Annotated in this window: 14 protein-coding genes; 4 read left to right on the forward strand and 10 right to left on the reverse strand. The window is 63.9% G+C overall.

Annotation, left to right across the window (positions count from 1 at the left end; genetic code table 11):
• Window positions 1-172: 172 nt before the first annotated feature.
• From ACR65T_RS03090 to dusB, 5 genes are read right to left on the reverse strand one after another with little or no spacing between them, the layout of a single operon-like run.
• The gene (locus ACR65T_RS03090; RefSeq protein WP_434495177.1) at window positions 173-1,540 is read right to left on the reverse strand and encodes a sigma-54-dependent transcriptional regulator; all 1,368 of its coding nucleotides are present in this window, start codon (window positions 1,538-1,540) and stop codon (window positions 173-175) included.
• Window positions 1,540-3,828 carry an ATP-binding protein gene (locus ACR65T_RS03095; protein WP_434495114.1) on the reverse strand — a complete coding sequence of 763 codons (2,289 nt, stop codon included), beginning with the start codon at window positions 3,826-3,828 and terminating at the stop codon, window positions 1,540-1,542. Before ACR65T_RS03095 ends, ACR65T_RS03090 begins: the two co-directional genes overlap by 1 nt.
• 55 nt (window positions 3,829-3,883) lie before the next feature.
• Window positions 3,884-5,359, reverse strand: coding sequence for a nitrogen regulation protein NR(I) (gene ntrC, locus ACR65T_RS03100; RefSeq protein ID WP_434495115.1), 1,476 nt, complete (start codon window positions 5,357-5,359; stop codon window positions 3,884-3,886).
• A gap of 28 nt (window positions 5,360-5,387) precedes the next feature.
• Window positions 5,388-6,560, reverse strand: a complete 1,173-nt coding sequence (locus tag ACR65T_RS03105) for a two-component system sensor histidine kinase NtrB (protein WP_434495116.1) — start codon at window positions 6,558-6,560, stop codon at window positions 5,388-5,390.
• Complete coding sequence (dusB, locus tag ACR65T_RS03110) at window positions 6,557-7,618, reverse strand: tRNA dihydrouridine synthase DusB (RefSeq protein WP_434495117.1); 1,062 nt, start codon at window positions 7,616-7,618, stop codon at window positions 6,557-6,559. Before dusB ends, ACR65T_RS03105 begins: the two co-directional genes overlap by 4 nt.
• A gap of 100 nt (window positions 7,619-7,718) precedes the next feature.
• Here dusB and ACR65T_RS03115 point away from each other — a divergent pair, with 100 nt between their 5' ends.
• From ACR65T_RS03115 to ACR65T_RS03125, 3 genes are all read left to right on the forward strand, one after another.
• Entirely contained in the window at window positions 7,719-8,930 is a 1,212-nt protein-coding gene (locus ACR65T_RS03115) for a bifunctional 2-C-methyl-D-erythritol 4-phosphate cytidylyltransferase/2-C-methyl-D-erythritol 2,4-cyclodiphosphate synthase (protein ID WP_434495118.1), read from the forward strand.
• A 119-nt stretch (window positions 8,931-9,049) separates the two neighbouring features.
• Window positions 9,050-9,475, forward strand: a complete 426-nt coding sequence (gene arfB, locus ACR65T_RS03120; RefSeq protein ID WP_434495119.1) for an alternative ribosome rescue aminoacyl-tRNA hydrolase ArfB — start codon at window positions 9,050-9,052, stop codon at window positions 9,473-9,475.
• Between the two features lie 52 nt (window positions 9,476-9,527).
• Window positions 9,528-10,037 (forward strand): CinA family protein, encoded by a 510-nt coding sequence (locus ACR65T_RS03125; RefSeq protein WP_434495120.1) that lies wholly within the window; start codon window positions 9,528-9,530, stop codon window positions 10,035-10,037.
• On the opposite strand, the gene ACR65T_RS03130 is transcribed toward ACR65T_RS03125, so the two are convergent.
• A complete protein-coding gene (locus ACR65T_RS03130) occupies window positions 10,022-10,492 on the reverse strand; it encodes a type II toxin-antitoxin system RatA family toxin (RefSeq protein WP_434495121.1) in 471 nt (156 codons plus the stop codon). The genes ACR65T_RS03125 and ACR65T_RS03130 overlap by 16 nt on opposite strands.
• 131 nt (window positions 10,493-10,623) lie before the next feature.
• Here ACR65T_RS03130 and ACR65T_RS03135 point away from each other — a divergent pair, with 131 nt between their 5' ends.
• Window positions 10,624-11,118, forward strand: a complete 495-nt coding sequence (locus tag ACR65T_RS03135; protein WP_434495122.1) for a hypothetical protein — start codon at window positions 10,624-10,626, stop codon at window positions 11,116-11,118.
• A gap of 142 nt (window positions 11,119-11,260) precedes the next feature.
• Here ACR65T_RS03135 and ACR65T_RS03140 read toward each other — a convergent pair whose 3' ends face one another.
• The 4 genes from ACR65T_RS03140 to dnaE all read right to left on the reverse strand — a co-directional run bounded on the left by ACR65T_RS03140 (window position 11,261) and on the right by dnaE (window position 17,314).
• Window positions 11,261-12,196: a protein-L-isoaspartate O-methyltransferase family protein gene (locus ACR65T_RS03140; protein ID WP_434495123.1), complete on the reverse strand. Its 936-nt coding sequence runs from the start codon at window positions 12,194-12,196 to the stop codon at window positions 11,261-11,263.
• A gap of 79 nt (window positions 12,197-12,275) precedes the next feature.
• A complete protein-coding gene (lipA, locus tag ACR65T_RS03145; RefSeq protein ID WP_434495124.1) occupies window positions 12,276-13,268 on the reverse strand; it encodes a lipoyl synthase in 993 nt (330 codons plus the stop codon).
• A 36-nt stretch (window positions 13,269-13,304) separates the two neighbouring features.
• Window positions 13,305-13,634: a hypothetical protein gene (locus ACR65T_RS03150; protein WP_434495125.1), complete on the reverse strand. Its 330-nt coding sequence runs from the start codon at window positions 13,632-13,634 to the stop codon at window positions 13,305-13,307.
• Between the two features lie 218 nt (window positions 13,635-13,852).
• Window positions 13,853-17,314 carry a DNA polymerase III subunit alpha gene (dnaE, locus tag ACR65T_RS03155; protein ID WP_434495126.1) on the reverse strand — a complete coding sequence of 1,154 codons (3,462 nt, stop codon included), beginning with the start codon at window positions 17,312-17,314 and terminating at the stop codon, window positions 13,853-13,855.
• Window positions 17,315-17,327 lie beyond the last annotated feature (13 nt).

Raw genomic sequence — 17,327 nt, forward strand, 5'->3', positions numbered from 1 at the left:
TTCTTCTTTTTTCGCCGCCGTGGTCATTAGAACCTTTCAAATGGCGAAGCGCAAGGCGCAAGTCGAGCGCTTTCCGCCGCCAGTTTATGGGAGGCGTCCGGCTTTGACTCCGCGCCAGTTCTTGCCGCAAACATAACGCAGCGCTTTAACTAGCTCATGTAAGTTAATGTTTCTATGACTCTACCGACAGCGACTTCAGTTTTCGGTGTAAGGCCGAGCGCTCCATGCCGATGAACTCCGCCGTTCGGGAGATATTCCCGGAGAAGCGATTGAGCTGAGCGACAAGGTATTCGCGCTCGAAAACTTCCCGCGCCTCTCTAAGTGGCAGGCTCATCAGTTTCTCGCCGCGCACGCCGGCGGGAGTCGCCGGAACGAGTTCGCCGACGTCGGCCGGAAGCATTTCGGCCGTGATCGTTCCGCTGGAATCGCCAGACGTGAGGATCATCAAGCGCTCGACATTATTTCTCAACTGGCGGATGTTGCCGGGCCAGTCGTGCAACTGCAGGACCGCGAGAGCGTCTTCCGAAATCCGTCGGCGCGGCATGCCGGACGCGAGCGACATATTCTCCATGAAATAGTCGATGAGCGCCGGGATATCCTCTCGCCGTTCCGCCAGCGAGGGAATCCGGATCGGCACCACCGCGAGGCGATGAAACAGATCCTCGCGCAGCGTGCCCTCTTCGATCGCCGACGCGAGATCGCGCGCCGAGGACGAGATGATGCGCACGTCGACCTCGACCTTGTTCGATCCGCCGACCCGCTGAAACGTCTGATCGACCAGGACGCGCAGGATTTTCGCCTGCGAATCCTTCGGCATGTCGGCGATTTCGTCAAGGAACAGCGTCCCGCCATGCGCCTCCTCGAGCGCGCCGATCTTGCGTTCGCCGTCGGCGCCTTCGCGGCCGAACAGCTCGATTTCCATGTTCTCCGGCGTGATCGTGGCCGAATTGATGACGACGAACGGCCCGCCGGCGCGGCTCGACGCCTCGTGGATGCAGCGGGCGGCGAGTTCCTTGCCTGTCCCAGGGGCGCCGGTGATCAGCACGCGCGAATTCACAGGGGCGACGCGGCCAATGAGCTGCTGCAGCTGATGCGCCGCCGGGGAATCGCCGACGATGCGGTCGAAGGCTCCTGCCCGTTGGCGCAGCGCGGAAAGTTCACGCCGCAGCTGATAGGCCTCGAGCGCCCGTTCGGCGACGAGCACCAGCCGATCCGCCTTAAACGGCTTTTCAATAAAGTCGTATGCGCCGATCTTGATCGCGCTGACCGCGGTTTCGATATTGCCGTGGCCCGAGATCATGACGACGGGCAAGCCCTTGTGCTGCTTCTGCGCGAGCTCGAGCACCTGGAGGCCGTCGAGCCGAGACCCTTGCAGCCAGATGTCGAGAAAAACCAGATGCGGACGCCGGCTCGCGATCGCCGCGAGCGCTTCGTCGGAGTCTTTGGCCGTGCGGACCCCGTGCCCTTCGTCGCTCAGAATTCCGGCGACAAGCTCTCTGATGTCCTCTTCATCGTCGACAATCAAAATATCGCTTGCCATCATACCCCGCTCTGTCCCGGCTCACTTACATGCGCCGGCGCTTTTTCCGCATGTGCGCCCGCCGCGCGCGGCTCCTCTTTCGAGGGCGTCTCCGCGGCGAGGGGCACGATGAGCCTGACGCAGGCCCCCCGACCCGACGGCGCGTCCAGCAGCTCCAGCCGGCCTCCGTGATCCTCGACAATCTTGGCGACAATCGGCAGGCCCAGTCCGGTGCCGTCCGATCGCGTCGTCATGTAAGGCTCGAGCAAGCGCTGCCGGTTCATCGCCGGGAAGCCCTTACCATTATCGATCACGTCGATTTCCGCCATGCGATCGCGCACATCCAACTTGATTTCGACTCGTCCCTTTTCCAGAGCGTCTTTTTCTTCGCGTGCGGCGATGCCTTCGACGGCGTTCTTCACGATATTGGTGAGCGCCTGCGACAGCAAGCGGCGATCGAACTGCGCGATGACGGGCGTTTCGGGCAAGTCTTCGACGATGTCGAGATCGGCGTTGCCGACGCGCATGAGGAATGCGACCTGCCGAATGCATTCGTTGAGATCGTCGCGCGCCGGGCGCGCCTTCGGCATACGCGCAAAGGACGAAAACTCGTCGACCATACGCTTGATGTCGTCGACTTGGCGCACGATCGTATCCGTGCATTGGTCGAAAACGTCTCGATCCTCCTGGATGACCTTGCCGTATTTGCGGCGCAGCCTTTCGGCCGAAAGCTGAATGGGCGTTAGCGGATTCTTAATCTCGTGAGCGATGCGCCGCGCGACGTCCGCCCAGGCGGAGGTGCGCTGCGCCATCACCAGGTCGGTGATGTCGTCGAGCGTCACCACGTAGTTGTGTTGTCCCGCATCGGCGCGCGCCGAAGTGACTCGCACATTCAAGGTGCGCTCGGCGACGCCGCGCTTGATGATGATCTGGCTTTGAACGGCGCGCGGAAATACTTCCGCCGCGTCCTTCAGGATGGGGACGATCTCCGGCAAGACCGACGCCACCGAGGCGCCGACGGTCGCCTGCCCCGTCGGGTCTGCGAGCGACAGTTCCTCGGCTGAGCGATTGAGGATGGTGACGACGCTTTCCGAGTCCACGCCCATAACCGCGACCGGCACGCCGGAAAGCACGGCCTCGGTGAATTCGCGACGTTCGTCATTGATCCGATTGGCCTCGATCAGCCGGTTTTGCTGAAGATTGAGTTCGGTCGTCATATTATTGAAGACGTCGCCGAGGCGCGCCAATTCGCCATGCTGTTTGTCGACGTTGACGCGAACGTCGAGATTGCCGGCCGACACCTCGTCGGTTGCGGCGATCAGGTCGCGGATCGGCGTCACCAGCCGGTCGGCGAAATCCAATCCGAACCAGATGGACGACAGCAGCATGATCGTCGTCAGGAAGGCGTACATCAGCACGAAGGCCCGCTGCACAGCCGCGCGATAGGCGTCGAAGGCGTCGTAGCTGCTGATCAGGCTTTGAGCCTGTTTGGGAAACTCCACCGCGATCGGGTCGATGGGCCGGGTGACGTAAAGGAAAGTATCCTGAAAGGCGTTGAGCGCGCGCAAAGCGACGAAGCTCTTGCCGTCATCGATAACGAGGCACAGCGGCTCCCCGCGCCGCGCGTCGTCGAACTCGGATTGCGGCGGGGCGATGATGATCGAGGCGGCGTTCTGCGCCACGTCGACGCGGTCGAGAATTTCGCCGTTGGATTTCACCAGGGCCGCGACGGAGAAGCCCAGGAAATACGCCCGCGACTGAAATATCTGGTGAAAATAGGGTCGGTCGGAATTGTAAAGGATGCTCGCGCGATCGAGGTCCGAGGCCGTGAGCTGCGCCTCCTGCAGCAGCGCCCGGCACTGACTCTCGCGGAACACGGCCGCGGCTTCCGCCGTGTTATGGACGAAGACCTTGACGCTCGACATGAAGGCGGGATTGAGCACGCGCTCCAGCGTCAGCGAGCCCGCGACGGCAAGCAGAATCGCCGGGATCAAAGCAATGACCGAGAAAAAGCCGACCGTGCGCACGTGAAGGCGCGCCGCCGCCTCGCCGCGCCGCCAGACGCGGTAGAGGCCCCAGGCCTTGACGATCACCATCGCGAGCAGAACGGCGACAAAGACGCCGTTGATGATGAGCAACGGCAATAAGCGGTCGTCCGTCGGCGATAGCGCGCCGAATTCGGCCACGACCAGGAACGTAGCCAAAGCACAGCCGACGGCGCCGATCACGATGATCGGGCCGAACCAGCTGCGAAACGGCGATCTGCCTTTCGCCTTTAGCGGAGAAGCCGAGTCTCCGGTCAGGGCCATGGCGCCTGTATAGGCTCCGCCCGCGCCGGTTGCAATTGAACGGCCATAAGAGTCGCTATCGCGGTGAACGCATCAGCCGGATGTCGAGATCGTTCACTTTTTTGCGCAGCGTGTTGCGGTTCAGTCCGAGCAATTCCGCCGCCTTGATCTGATTGCCGCGCGTCGCCGCGAGCGCCGCGGAGACAAGCGGAATTTCGATCTCGCGGATGATCCGGTGATAGAGACCGGGCGGCGGCAACTGATCCCCATAGTCGCGGAAGAGCTTGGCGAGATGAAGCTCGACGGAGCTCGACAGCGTTTGTCCGTCAGCCAATTCCTGCGACGGCGCGGCTGCGGCTGAGCCTTTGTCGCCGCCCGGGTCAGCCTGTCGAATCTCATGTTCGAGTTCGGTCTCGACGAGCTGGTCGGAAATGACTTCCTGCGGGTGCAGCGCGGCGAGCCGGCGGATGAGGTTTTCGAGTTCGCGGATGTTGCCCGGCCAGCGGTATTTCTTCATCCGGTCGAGCGCGGCCTGATCGATGTATTTCTGCGGCAGTCCCTCGCTCGCCGCCACTTTGAAGAAGTGATGCACGAGGTCGGGAATGTCCTCGGCGCGCTCGCGCAGCGGCGGCAGCCGAAGCGGCACGACGTTGAGGCGGAAGTAAAGATCCTCGCGGAACAGGCCCTGCTGGATGAGGATCCGCAGATCCTTGTTGGTGGCGGCGATGATCCGGACATTGGTCTTGATCGGCGTGCGCCCGCCCACGGTCGTGTATTCGCCCTGCTGCAGCACGCGAAGCAGCCTGGTCTGCGCCTCCATCGGCATGTCGCCGATCTCGTCGAGAAACAGCGTGCCGCCCTCGGCCTGCTCGAAGCGGCCGGCCGATCGCTGATTGGCGCCGGTGAAGGCGCCCTTCTCATGGCCGAAGAGTTCGCTTTCGATCAGATCGCGCGGGATCGCCGCCATATTGACGGCGACGAAGGGGCCCTTCTTGCGCTTTCCATAGTCGTGCAGGGCGCGGGCGACGAGCTCCTTGCCGGTTCCCGACTCGCCATTGATCATCACCGTCAGGTCGGTCTGCATCAGTCGCGCGAGCGAACGATAGATTTCCTGCATCGCTGGGGAGCGGCCGACGAGCGGCATGCCCTCGATCTCATCGTGGCGGTCATCTTCGGGCCGTTTGCGGGGCTCGGCCATGGCGCGGCCGACGATGCCGACGAGTTCCTTGAGATCGAAAGGTTTGGGCAGATAGTCGTATGCGCCCCGCTCCGACGCCCGAATAGCGGTCATGAACGTGTTTTGCGCGCTCATGACGATGATCGGGAGTTCGGGACGCAGCTTTTTGATGCGCGGCAAAAGCTCGAAAGCGTTCTCGTCGGGCATGACGACGTCGGTGACGACGAGATCGCCCTCGCCCGACTGCACCCATCGCCACAAGGTCGCGGCCGCGCCGGTGGTGCGCACTTCATAGCCCGCACGCGAAAGCGCCTGCGCGACGACCGTGCGTATGGAAGCATCGTCGTCAGCGACCAGAATTTCTCCTCGCGTCATTACTTCGTTCTCCCGCCTCTGCGAGATGTCATGCACGCCGTTCCTCGCGTTGCTCGGCCCGTTTTGGCCTGTACATTGGCATCAGCACCCGGAAGGTCGTGCGCCTCGGGAGGGACTCGCACTCCACGATGCCGCCGTGGTCGTTGACGATCTTCGCAACCAGTGCAAGTCCGAGGCCAGTTCCTGTCGACTTGGTGGTGACAAAGGGATCAAAGAGATGCGCGGCGATGTCCTCCGGAACGCCGGGGCCATTGTCGCGCACGCAAAATTCGAGCGGCAGGCCGATCGGGCTTTTCTCGCCAAGCGCGCGCAGACTGACGCCGGGCCGGAAAGCGGTCGAGAGTTCGATCTCCCCATCGACGGCTTCGCCGACGGCTTCCGCCGCGTTCTTCACGAGATTGAGGAACGCCTGCACCAGTTGATCGCGGTTGGCGTAAACCGGCGGCAGCGACGGATCGTAATTCTCGACGAAGCGAACATTGCGGGCGAATCCGCTCTGCGCGACGCGCTTCACGTGATCCAGCACCGAATGGATGTTCACCTGCTCGCGCTGCAATGGACGCGCGTCGGAAAAAACCTCCATCCGATCGACAAGACGCACAATCCGATCAGTCTCGTCGCAAATCAGCCGCGTCAGCGCGCGGTCCTGATCGCCGAGCGCCGATTCGAGCAGTTGTGCGGCGCCGCGAATGCCGGACAGCGGATTCTTGATTTCATGCGCCAACATCGAGGCCAGCCCCGAAACCGAGCGAACAGCGCCGCGATGCGTCAGTTGCCTGTCTATTTTATCGGCAATTGTTCGCTCCTGCAGCATCACAAGCACGAGCCCGTCGCCCTCGGGCAGCGGCGCGCAATGAACGTCGACGCGTCGGTCGGCTTCCTGGCCGGGCCGGCCGAGATCGACCTTGTATTCATTGATTGTCGCGCCACGTTCGCGAACCTGCCCGATGAGCGCGGTGAGTGGCGATCCGAACGGCAGCAGCCGATCGAGCGACTGACCGATGAGTAGAGGCTTGCCGAGTTCAAAGAAGGCCTCCGCGGCGGCGTTGGCGTCCTCGATGACGCCATCGCGGGCGACGGTCAGGATCGCGTTCGGCAAGGCCTCAAGCATGCACGATCGGCCGGCGTCATTGATGACCTTGAGCGGCTCATAGCTGCCGCAATGCGCGCCGTTGCGTCGGGGGCGGTCGAAAACGCTCATGCCGCGATCCCCTGCTCTGCAGGCTGCGCCTTCAGAAAAATCAGCTCAATCAGCCGCGCCGCCTCGTCAGGCGACTGTGTCGTGACCAGCGCGTGACGCGCGTCGGCCGCCGCATGTCCCGCCGAGCCATCGACCATGCCATCGACCAAGCGATCGATATAGGCGGCGAGATGTTTGCGCGCGTGCCTCAACCCGGCCGACGCGCCCATCGACGCCAGCAGACCTTCGAGGTGTTCGCGCGCGATTTCAGCTCGCTGCGCCAGCGTCGGCGGCGCGCGCCGCTCGCCGGTCTGCAGAAAATGCGCGATATCGCCGACGATCCAGGGCTGCCCCATGGCCGCCCGTCCGACCATGACCCCGTCGGCGCGCGAATGTTCGAGCATTTCCAAGGCGTCGTCTTCGCCCGTGCAGTCGCCATTGGCGACCACCGGAATTCGCACGGCCGCTTTCGCCGCCGCGATGGCGCGCCAATCGGCGCGGCCTGCGTAAAACTGCTGCCGCGTGCGCCCATGCACGGTGATCATCGCGGCGCCTTCGGCTTCCGCGCGGCGCGCCAGCTCCGCGACGTTTCGGGTCGCATCATCCCATCCCAACCGCATCTTGACGCTCAGCGGCACGCATATTGCCTCGCGAGCCGCAGAGATCAGCCGCGCCGCTTGATCGAGATCGCGCATCAGCGCGGCGCCCGCGAGGCCTCCGGTGACACGCTTGCAAGGACAGCCCATGTTGATGTCGATCCAGTCAGCTCCAGAGGATTCGGCGCTTTTCGCGGCGGCCGCCATTTCCGCCGGCTCGCGCGCGGCGATCTGAATGACCCGCGGCCCGACGCCGGCGCACTCCAGCCGCATCGCCGTCTCGCGATCGCCGCGGGCGACGCCCGCGGCCGTCACCATCTCGCTCACCGTCGCCGACGCCCCCAGACGCGACGCGATGCGGCGCATGGTCGGGTCGGTCACGCCGGCCATCGGCGCGAGCAACGCGCGACCCGTCAGCGTGATCCCGCCAATGCTCAGAGGCGAAGGGGCAAAGCCAACGCCTAGTTTTTTGGCAGTAGCCATCGTGCCCACATCATAAGCAGTTCCCTTCGCACTTGCAATATAGCATTTCTCCGGCCCGTCGGCATTTGACGGCGTTGGCGAAAACCGACAGAGAGCGGCCATGGGCGCCGCTCACCACACTCCTTCCATCGCCATCCTAGTCGTCGCCGGCGGGCGCGGCGCGCGGGCGGGCGGCGGCTCGCCAAAACAATATCGACCGATCGCCGGCATGACGCTGCTCGCCCGAACGCTGCATGGGCTGCATATGGCCATGCCCCAGGCCGCGCTCAAGGTCGTCATCCATAAAGACGACCTCGACCATTATGCCGCGAGCGTCGCGGAGCTTTGCCCTTCCGATCGGGCGCGGCTTCTTCCGCCAGCTTTCGGCGGCGCGAGCCGGCAGGAAAGCGTCCGGAACGGCCTCGAGGCGCTCGCGGCCGAGGGCGCGCCGGATATCGTGCTGATTCATGACGCCGCGCGTCCTTTCGCGGACGCTGCGCTCATCGCGCGCGCGATCGAGGCGGCCGCGATCCATGGCGCCGCCGCCCCCGGCGTGCCGCTCGCCGATACGATAAAGCAGATCGACGGCGCCGGCGTCGTCGTCGCGACGCCCGACCGCGCGCGGCTCCGCGCCGTGCAGACGCCGCAGTCGTTTCGCTTCGATCTCATCATGACCGCCCATCGCGCTGCGGCCGCGGGCGGCCGAGACTATACCGACGACGCTATGGTCGCCGAAGCAGCCGGCGTGAAGGTGCATATTTTTGAAGGCGACGCCGCCAATTTCAAACTCACGACGCAACAGGACTTCGCCCGCGCCATGGAGCAGTTGAAGCAAGCCGCATTCGCCGATCTGCCCGACATCCGCATGGGTCAGGGCTATGACGTCCACGCCTTTGGGCCCGGCGATTCCGTCTGGCTCGGCGGCGTCGCGGTCCCGCATACGCATGGTCTCGCCGGCCATTCGGACGCCGATGTTTTGTCCCACGCCATCACCGACGCCATTCTTGGCGCCATCGCCGAGGGCGATATCGGCGCGCATTTCCCGCCATCCGATCCGCAATGGAAGGGCGCGGCGTCGTCGATCTTTCTGGCGCGCGCCTGCGAACTCGTACGCGCGCGCGGCGGCGCGATCGCCAATGTCGACGCCACGATCATTTGCGAAGCGCCAAAGATCGGTCCGCACCGGGAGCGGATTCGCGAAAGCCTCGCGGCGACGATGGGCGTCGAGATCGGCCGCGTCGCGATCAAGGCGACGACGACGGAGAGACTCGGCTTTACCGGCAGAGGCGAAGGCATGGCGGCGCTGGCGATCGCGACGGTGCGACTGCCGTGAGAGTCTGACCCAACCTGCTTCTGCTCCAAGTCGCGGTTGCGACCCGCTGCGCTGCGGGCGCAATGACGACCGCCTCGCATGACCTGCTATAAACCAGCTTTGCAGCGCCGAGGCCCGCCATGATCCGCGTGACCGATAGAATCGCGCTCCACGAATGGGAAATCGTGGAGGAATTCGCGCGCGCGTCGGGGCCCGGTGGGCAAAATGTGCAGAAGGTCGAAACCGCCGTGCGGCTGCGCTTCGACATCCGCAATTCGCCCAGCCTCGCGGATGATGTGAAGGCGCGGCTGGCGCGCCTCGCCGGCCGGCGTCTGACGAAGGACGGCGTCATCCTCATCGAAGCGCGGCGCCATCGCACGCAGGAGCGCAATCGGGCGGATGCGCTCGAGCGTCTCATCGACCTCATCCGCATCGCGGCGGCTCCGCCGCCCCCGCCGCGAAAGAAAACCCGGCCGACGCTCGGCTCGAAGCTGAGGCGTCTCGACGGTAAGAAGCAGCGCGGCGACGTGAAGGCGCTGCGCGGCAAGCCGACGCATGAGTTATGAGATGCGTAATGAGAATTTATGACATACGTAATCAAGATTTACGAGATACGTAATGCATGAACATACGACTTACATAAAGGCTAACACGCTTCTCGACAAAGCCCGCGCCAAAGCCTTGCGTCTTGCAACGGCCGAATCCTGCACCGGCGGACTCGTCGCCGCGGCGCTGACCGACATTGCCGGCGCTTCGGATGTCTTTGACCGCGGCTTCGTCACCTATTCCAACGCCGCCAAGTGCGACATGCTCGGCGTCGCGGACGCATTGCTCAAAGCGCATGGCGCCGTCAGCGCCGAGGTGGCGCGCGCCATGGCGCGGGGCGCCATCCAACACTCGCTGGCCGATGTCGCTGTCGCGGTGACGGGCGTCGCCGGACCCGGCGGCGGCTCGCCTGACAAGCCTGTGGGGCTGGTTCATTTCGCCTGCGCCCGGCGCGACGGCGGCGTCGACCATGTCGAGCGGCGCTATGGACCCCTGTCACGCGCCGAGATCCGCGCCGCCGCCGTCATGCAAGCGCTGGATATGATGATGGACGCCGTCGATGCGGCTCAGCGGCGGCCGTAAACCTCGTCGGCGCGTGCGGCGAAGGCGTCCGCATATTTGTGGAACGCGCGATCAAACATCGCGCCCATCACAAAGCCAAGCGCCGGGCTCTTGAATTCATAGGCGATGAAGAACTCGACCATCGACCGGGGCGCGCCGCCGCTCGCCGCCGGCTCGTCGCGGAACGTCCAGCGATTGTCGAGTTTTCGAAACGGCCCCTCGGCGCATTCGACTCGGATGTCCAGTTTGCTGGAGTCGCAGCACACGCGGCTCACATAGCGCTCGCAGATCGCTTTGAAGCCGACCTGCATCTCGATCAGCGACACCTCGACCCCAGGCGAGATCTCCGATCGTCGGCGGATGCGAACCGCCTCGCAGAGGGGCACGAATTGCGGATAGGATTCAACGTCGCGCACCAGCGCAAACATTTCTCCTGCGCTGTGCGGCACGTAACGACGGTTGCGAAAACTCTTCATGCGCCAAAGCTTCTAGTTCATTGACGAGAGCGGCAAAAGACGCCGCCTTCACGCGGCTGGAACATTTGCGTCATGATGCAGTTCTATCGACGAGTTCTCGCTGGCTCCTGAGATATTCCACGGAGGGAATAATGGCGAACAAATCCGATTTCACAGCTGAAGAATGGAAAAAACTGCTTGAATCGCCGCTGCTCGCGGGATTCGCCGTTAGCGCGGGCGATCCGAGCGGCTTTATCGGCACCTTGCAGGAGGGTTTCGCGAGCGCCAAGGCTTTGGCCACGGCAAAATCCGATCCGAACGCCGACGCGCTGATCAAGGCGGTTGTCGACGACCTGCTCACGCCCGACGGACGCGCCGCGGCCCGCGAAGGGGTGAAGGGCGTGGTTGACGGCGCCAAGGTGGACGAGTTCAAAGATCGGGCGCTCGTCGAGTTGCGCCGCACCGCCGCCATCCTCGATTCAAAGGCGCCCAATGAGTCGAAGGCGTTCAAGGACTGGCTCAACCATATCGCCAATCTGGTGGCGGAAGCGGGCGTCGAGGGCGGTTTTCTGGGCTTTGGCGGCGTGAAAGTCAGCGACGCCGAACGCGCGACGCTGGCGGAGATTTCGACGGCGCTTGGCGCGTAAGTATGTTCTCGGCCTTCTTCGCCAATGCGAAGAAGGCCTGATCCTTTGCGCCTTAGGTCTTTTTGATAAGATCAGATTCCTAAGTTTGCCAAATGATGATTCAAAATACCGCGGGGCACTGCTCGCCGACTTGGCTCGGAGGTCAAGCGGTGATCTCATCAAAACTGAGCGCCCATCCGTTACCAACGTGCCAGCAATTTTTCTCTTCGGCCGACTTTTTCCAAATGAGGCTACGTACTGCTTTTGGGGCTCCGTCCTCCAAGTTTTGACGAAGGCGCGCGCTCTCCTTGGCGTCCACAGCGCCGAGCGGGCCTTCGGCATATACGAAAGAAGCCGGTCCCAAAAAATTCGCTCCATAACCTTCAGGAAAGCGTTGGACGCAGAACGCCGCGCCGCGATCGCTGTGACGTCCGCCGAGCAGACGGCGTTTCTCTCCAATTACACCCAGGGGAAAGACCAGCCGGCCCCCAGGCGCAAGACATTCAATCCAGCGGTCAGCCGGACGGGCGACAGCGAAATTCACATAAACGCCATCAGCGGAGTCTTGCGGCCACTCCGCCCCATCGCCCACGACCACAGAGACATTTGAGCGATCGGCAAGAAAGTCCGCCGTCTTGCCGGCGAGGACGGGATCGAATTCAACAGCGACGATATGACCGGAGGGACCGACGAGTTCAGCGAGTATCGCAGTGTAATAGCCCGTCCCCGCGCCGATATGTGCGATGCGCGCGCCTTCTCGCGGAGCCAAGGTGTCGAGGAGCTTGGCGTGCAACGAGGGGCTGCCATTATTGACTCCGCGCGCGGGATCCAGCGCGAAAAGCACGTCCTGGTAAAGGAGCGCCGGATCTGGACGAGGCAGCGTCCGCAGCCCGCCGAAGGGCGAAGCGATGGTCCATGGTGGCTCGCCCAGAAAACGCTCGCGCGGCACGGCGGCGTATGCGGCTTCGACGGCTGGGTTGGCGACGCCCACAACCGCGAGCATCTGAGCCGCATAGGCGCGCCGCACGATCGCGAGTTCGGCTGGGGCGAAGGCGGACCGAGCCTGCTCGGTCCCGCCGGAAGCGACAATTTTTGGCATACTGGCGAAGGGCTTTCAGTTAGTCGGAGCGGCTGTCCGCATGTGAGAGGCTGAATGGTTATCTTTCCAGATCCGGGCCTCATCTCCCGCGTGAGTTCGCCAAGGCCTGCTGAGAGCGCGCCGCGCGCAATTTCGCGAAATCCTCGCCGGCATGATGCGACGAGCGGGTGAGCGGCGAGGCGGCGACGTAGAGAAAGCCCTTCGCATAGGCGAGCGTCTTATAGGACTCAAACTCCTCCGGCGTCACGAAGCGCGCGATCGGATGGTGCTTGCGGGAGGGCTGCAGATATTGGCCGATGGTGATGAAATCGATGTCCGCCGAGCGCATGTCGTCCATCACCTGCATCACCTCTATACGACTCTCGCCGAGCCCCACCATGATTCCGGACTTGGTGAAAAGCGAGGGATTCAGCTCCTTGGCGCGCTGAAGCAATCGCAGCGAGTGGAAATAGCGCGCGCCCGGCCGCACGGTGACATAGAGCGACGGCACGGTCTCGAGATTGTGATTGAAGACATCCGGGCCCGCCGCCACTACGCGCTCCAGCGCGCCGGGCTTTCTGAGGAAGTCCGGCGTGAGCACTTCGATCGTCGTTTCGGGACACGCCGACCGAATGGCGGCGATGGTCTCGGCGAAATGACCGGCGCCGCCGTCATCGAGATCGTCGCGATCGACGGACGTCACCACGACATGCGACAGGCCGAGAGCGCGCGTGGCTTTGGCGACCCTGCCCGGCTCGGTCGGGTCGAGCCGCGTCGGCAGGCCGGTGGCGACATTGCAGAACGCGCAGGCGCGCGTGCAGATCTCGCCCATGATCATGAAGGTGGCGTGTTTTTTCTCCCAGCATTCGCCGATGTTGGGACAGGAAGCTTCCTGGCACACGGTCGCGAGTCCGGCGTCCTTCAAGAGGCCGCTGGTTTCCGCCCAGGCCTTCGAACCGGGCGCTTTGACGCGGATCCACGGCGGCTTGCGCAGAATGGGCGCGTCAGGCCGGCTCGCCTTTTCGGGATGACGCAGCGGCGGCTCCCCCCGCTTTTTCCGGGGGTCGTCGTTCAAGAGATCAAGCACGGTCAAGGGCGGAGAGTCTCCTCTCTCACCAAGCTAGGCATATCAATGTCGGACGGCAATGTCCTCGGAAGATCTATTGGCGTGAGGCAGCGCCCGGCACGCGACGCAGAACAGCGCCGCGCCGACCGCGCCGGCGATCAAGACGGCGTCTGCGCAGCGCTGGCCCACGCCTGCCCGAACGGCGAGTTCGGCCGCCAGCCATGCCCCCGTGACCGCTGAGAGCAGCAAAGCCCCTGCTCGAACGTCGACGTGCAGAACATGCCAGAGCTTTGTCGCGCTCCAGCCGACAAGTCCGCCGATGATCAGAAGGGCGAGGAATTGCGCGTTGGGCGCGCCAACGTTCGCGGCTGCGGCGGAGAGCAACGCGTCCATGAGGGCCTCCCGGCGGGGCGAGGAAAGGTGTGGCGGCTAGAGCTAACGGCCCATTAACGATCTCGATGAGCTTTTGTTCCCAGCGTCTGCTGGAAAGATTGCGCCCACGCGGGGCGCCGAGTTTCTCGATCGCGCAGCTGCTTCATAGCAAATATATCTGAATTTAGTTAAATCAAACACTTAATTATTAAAGCTATAGTTTAAGTTTAAGAGGCTTCCTACAGATATTCGACCTCCAAAACGCCCGGAATGGCGCGCAGCGCGCCGGCCACTTCCGGAGTGATCGGATAGCTTCCGGGCAGACGGATTTCGATTTCCTCCCGTCCCGCATCGCGCTTGAGAAGAATCGACACCTCGCCGTCGCCACGTCCGGCGAGCCGCGTCTTGATCCCGTCGAGCGGCCCCTCGTCGCCGACGACGACGCGCAGTCCCTTTTGCGCGCGCGCCGCCGCCGCGGCCAAAGGTTCGACGGCAACGATGCGCGCCCGGACGTCCTCGCCCTCGACCGCCGCGGAGAGGGTCACGAGCACCGCCGCGCCCTTCTCCAGAAGATCGCGATATTGGGTCAGGCCCTCCTGGAAGAGGATCGCCTCATAGTGTCCGCTGACGTCCGAGAGCTGCAAGATCCCCATCTTGGACCCGGACTTGGTGCGCCTTTCGGTCCTGTCCAGAACCACGGCGGCGAGCCGGCCGGCGGTGGCGCCGCGCTTGACCGAGGCGGCGAATTCGCTCCAGCGCGACACGCGGATTTTCGGCAAGAGGCCGGCGTAAGCGTCGAGCGGATGGCCCGAGAGGAAAAAGCCGGCGGCTTCATATTCGCGTCGCAGCGTCTCGGCCGCTGGCCAGGGCGGCGTCTTTGGAACCGCGAGGTCCGCAGCCTCGGCTTCGCCAAAGAGCGCGTTTTGTCCGGCCTTGCGGTCCTCGGCGTGCCTGTTCGCCGCGGCGAGCATCGCCTCGATCGCGGCGAAAGCCCTGGCGCGATTGGGCTCGATTTGGTCGAAGGCGCCGCAGGCTGTAAGGCTCTCCAGCGTCTTCTTGTTCACTTCGCGGGGGTTCAGCCGTCTCGCGACGTCGGCGAGACTGGCAAATTGGCGTGCCCCGCGGGAGCGCACGAGAGATTCGGCCTGCGCTTCGCCGACGCCCTTGATGGCCGAAAATGCGTAGCGGATCGCGAGCCTGCCTTCGGCGCCCGGCGCGACGTCGAAGTCGACGCCCGACTCATTGATCGACGGCGGTTCGACAGCGATGCCCATGCGCCGCGCCTCGTCGCGGAACTCGGCGAGCTTGTCGGTCTGGCTCTTGTCGAAGGTCATCGAGGCGGCGAGGAATTCCGCCGGATAATGCGTCTTGAACCAGGCGGTCTGATAGGCGATCAGCGCATAGGCCGCCGCATGGCTCTTGTTGAAGCCATAATCGGCGAATTTCGCCAAGAGGTCGAAAATAAAATTGGCGAGGTCCGCCTTTACCTCGCCCGCGATAGCGCCTTTGACGAAGCGCTCGCGCTGGGCGTCCATCTCAGACTTGATTTTTTTGCCCATGGCGCGGCGGAGCATATCGGCTTCGCCCAGCGTGTAGCCGGAGAGCACCTGCGCGATCTGCATCACCTGCTCCTGGTAGATGATGACGCCGAAGGTCTCCTTCAGAATGGGCTCGATCTTGGGATGGTAATAATCCGCCTCCTCATCGCCGAGCTTCACCGCGCAATAGGTGGGGATATTGGCCATCGGTCCCGGGCGATACAGCGCCACGAGCGCGATGATGTCCTCAAAGCGATCCGCGTGCATTTCGACCAGCGCCTTGCGCATGCCGGCGCTTTCCAGCTGGAATATGCCGACCGTCTCGCCGCGGCCGAGCAGCGCATAGGTCGCCGGATCATCGAGCGGAACCTTGGCGAGGTCGAAGCCAGGGTCGCGGCGGCGCGCCAGACCGCTCGCCGTTGCGAGCACGGTGAGCGTCTTCAGACCGAGAAAGTCGAATTTGATCAATCCCGCCGGCTCGACCCACTTCATATTGAACTGGGTCGCCGGCATGTCGGACTTTGGATCGCGGTAAAGCGGCGTCACCTCGTGCAGCGGGCGGTCGCCGATGACGACGCCGGCGGCGTGGGTGGAGGCGTTGGAAAAAAGCCCTTCGAGCGAGCCGGCGATTTTAAAGAGCCGCCTGACGCGCTCGTCCTCCTCCACGGCCTCGCGCAACTTCTGCTCGCTCGCCAGCGCCTCGGCGAGCGTGACGGGCTTCGCCGGATTCTGCGGCACGAGCTTGGCGAGCTTGTCGACCTGTCCGAGCGGCATTTCGAGCACGCGACCGACGCTGCGCAAAACGCCGCGCGCCAGGAAGGAGCCGAAGGTGATGATTTGCGCCACTCGGTCGGTGCCATAGCGGCGTCTGACGTAGTCGATCACCTCGCCGCGCCGCGTCTGGCAGAAGTCGATGTCGAAGTCCGGCATCGAATTGCGCTCAGGGTTGAGGAAGCGTTCGAAGAAGAGTCCGAAGCGAACCGGATCCAGATCGGTGATGGTCAGCGCATAGGCGACGAGCGAACCCGCGCCGGAGCCGCGTCCCGGTCCGACCGGAATTCCCTGGGATTTAGCGAATTTGATGAAGTCGGAGACGATAAGGAAATAGCCCGGGAAGCGCATCTTCTCGATGACGGAAAGTTCGAAATCGAGTCGCGCGGCGTATTCCTCCCGCGTTCGGCCCGGCGCCGGCCCATGCGCGGCGAGGCGCTGCTCCAGCCCCTCGATCGCTTGCCGGCGCAGCTCCTGCGCCTCGATTTCGTCGAGAGACTGCGCATCGCGCGCCTCCTGGACGAAGCGCGGCATGATCGGCTTGCGCGTTTGGGGCCGGAAGCTAACGCGACGGGCGATCTCCAGCGTGTTGGCGGTCGCCTCTTGGAGATCGGCGAAAAGCGCGCAGATTTGGGCGCGAGTCTTGAAGTAGTGCTCGGGCGAGACTCGCCTGCGATCGTCGACGCTGGTCACCGCGCCTTCGGCGATACAGAGCAACGCGTCATGCGCTTCGAAATCGGCGGGCTGAGCAAAATAGGGCTCATTCGTCGCCACGAGCGGCAAGCCGCGACGATAGGCTAGGTCCAGCAGCTGCGGCTCCACGTCGCGTTCAGAACGCAAACTGTGGCGCTGGACCTCGATATAGAGCCGGTCGCCGTAGAGACGCTCGAGCGTTGCGAGGCGCGCGCGCGCCTGCTCCGGCCTGCCCTGCGCCAGGGCGCGGTCCAACGCGCCGTCGGGCCCGCCGGTCAGCGCGATCAGCTCCTCGGCGTCGGCGGCTAGCGCGTCGAGCGTCAGATGCGGCTCGTCGCCCTGCTCGACATCGAGAAAGGCGCGCGAGGCGAGCCGCATCAAATTGCGATAGCCGGCCTCGGTCTTGGCCAGCAGCACGATGTTGGCGAAACGATCGTCTCGCGCCGCAACTGCGCCGCCCTTGCCGTCGCCGAAGTCGACCCGGAGCTGTGCGCCCGCGATCGGTTGAAGCCCAGCTTTCACCGCCTTCTCGGAAAACTCCAGGGCCGCGAAAAGATTATTGGTGTCGGTGACCGCGAGCGCGGGCTGGAGGTCGCGCACCGCGAGATCAATCAGCTTGCCAAGCGAAAGCGCGCCCTCGCGCAGCGAATAGGCGGTATGGACGTGAAGATGCAGAAAGCCGGCTTCGGCGGCAGGCATGGTCGCAGGCCTT

The sequence above is a fragment of the Methylocystis sp. genome (assembly GCF_051061285.1).
In the GTDB taxonomy this organism is placed as follows: domain Bacteria; phylum Pseudomonadota; class Alphaproteobacteria; order Rhizobiales; family Beijerinckiaceae; genus Methylocystis.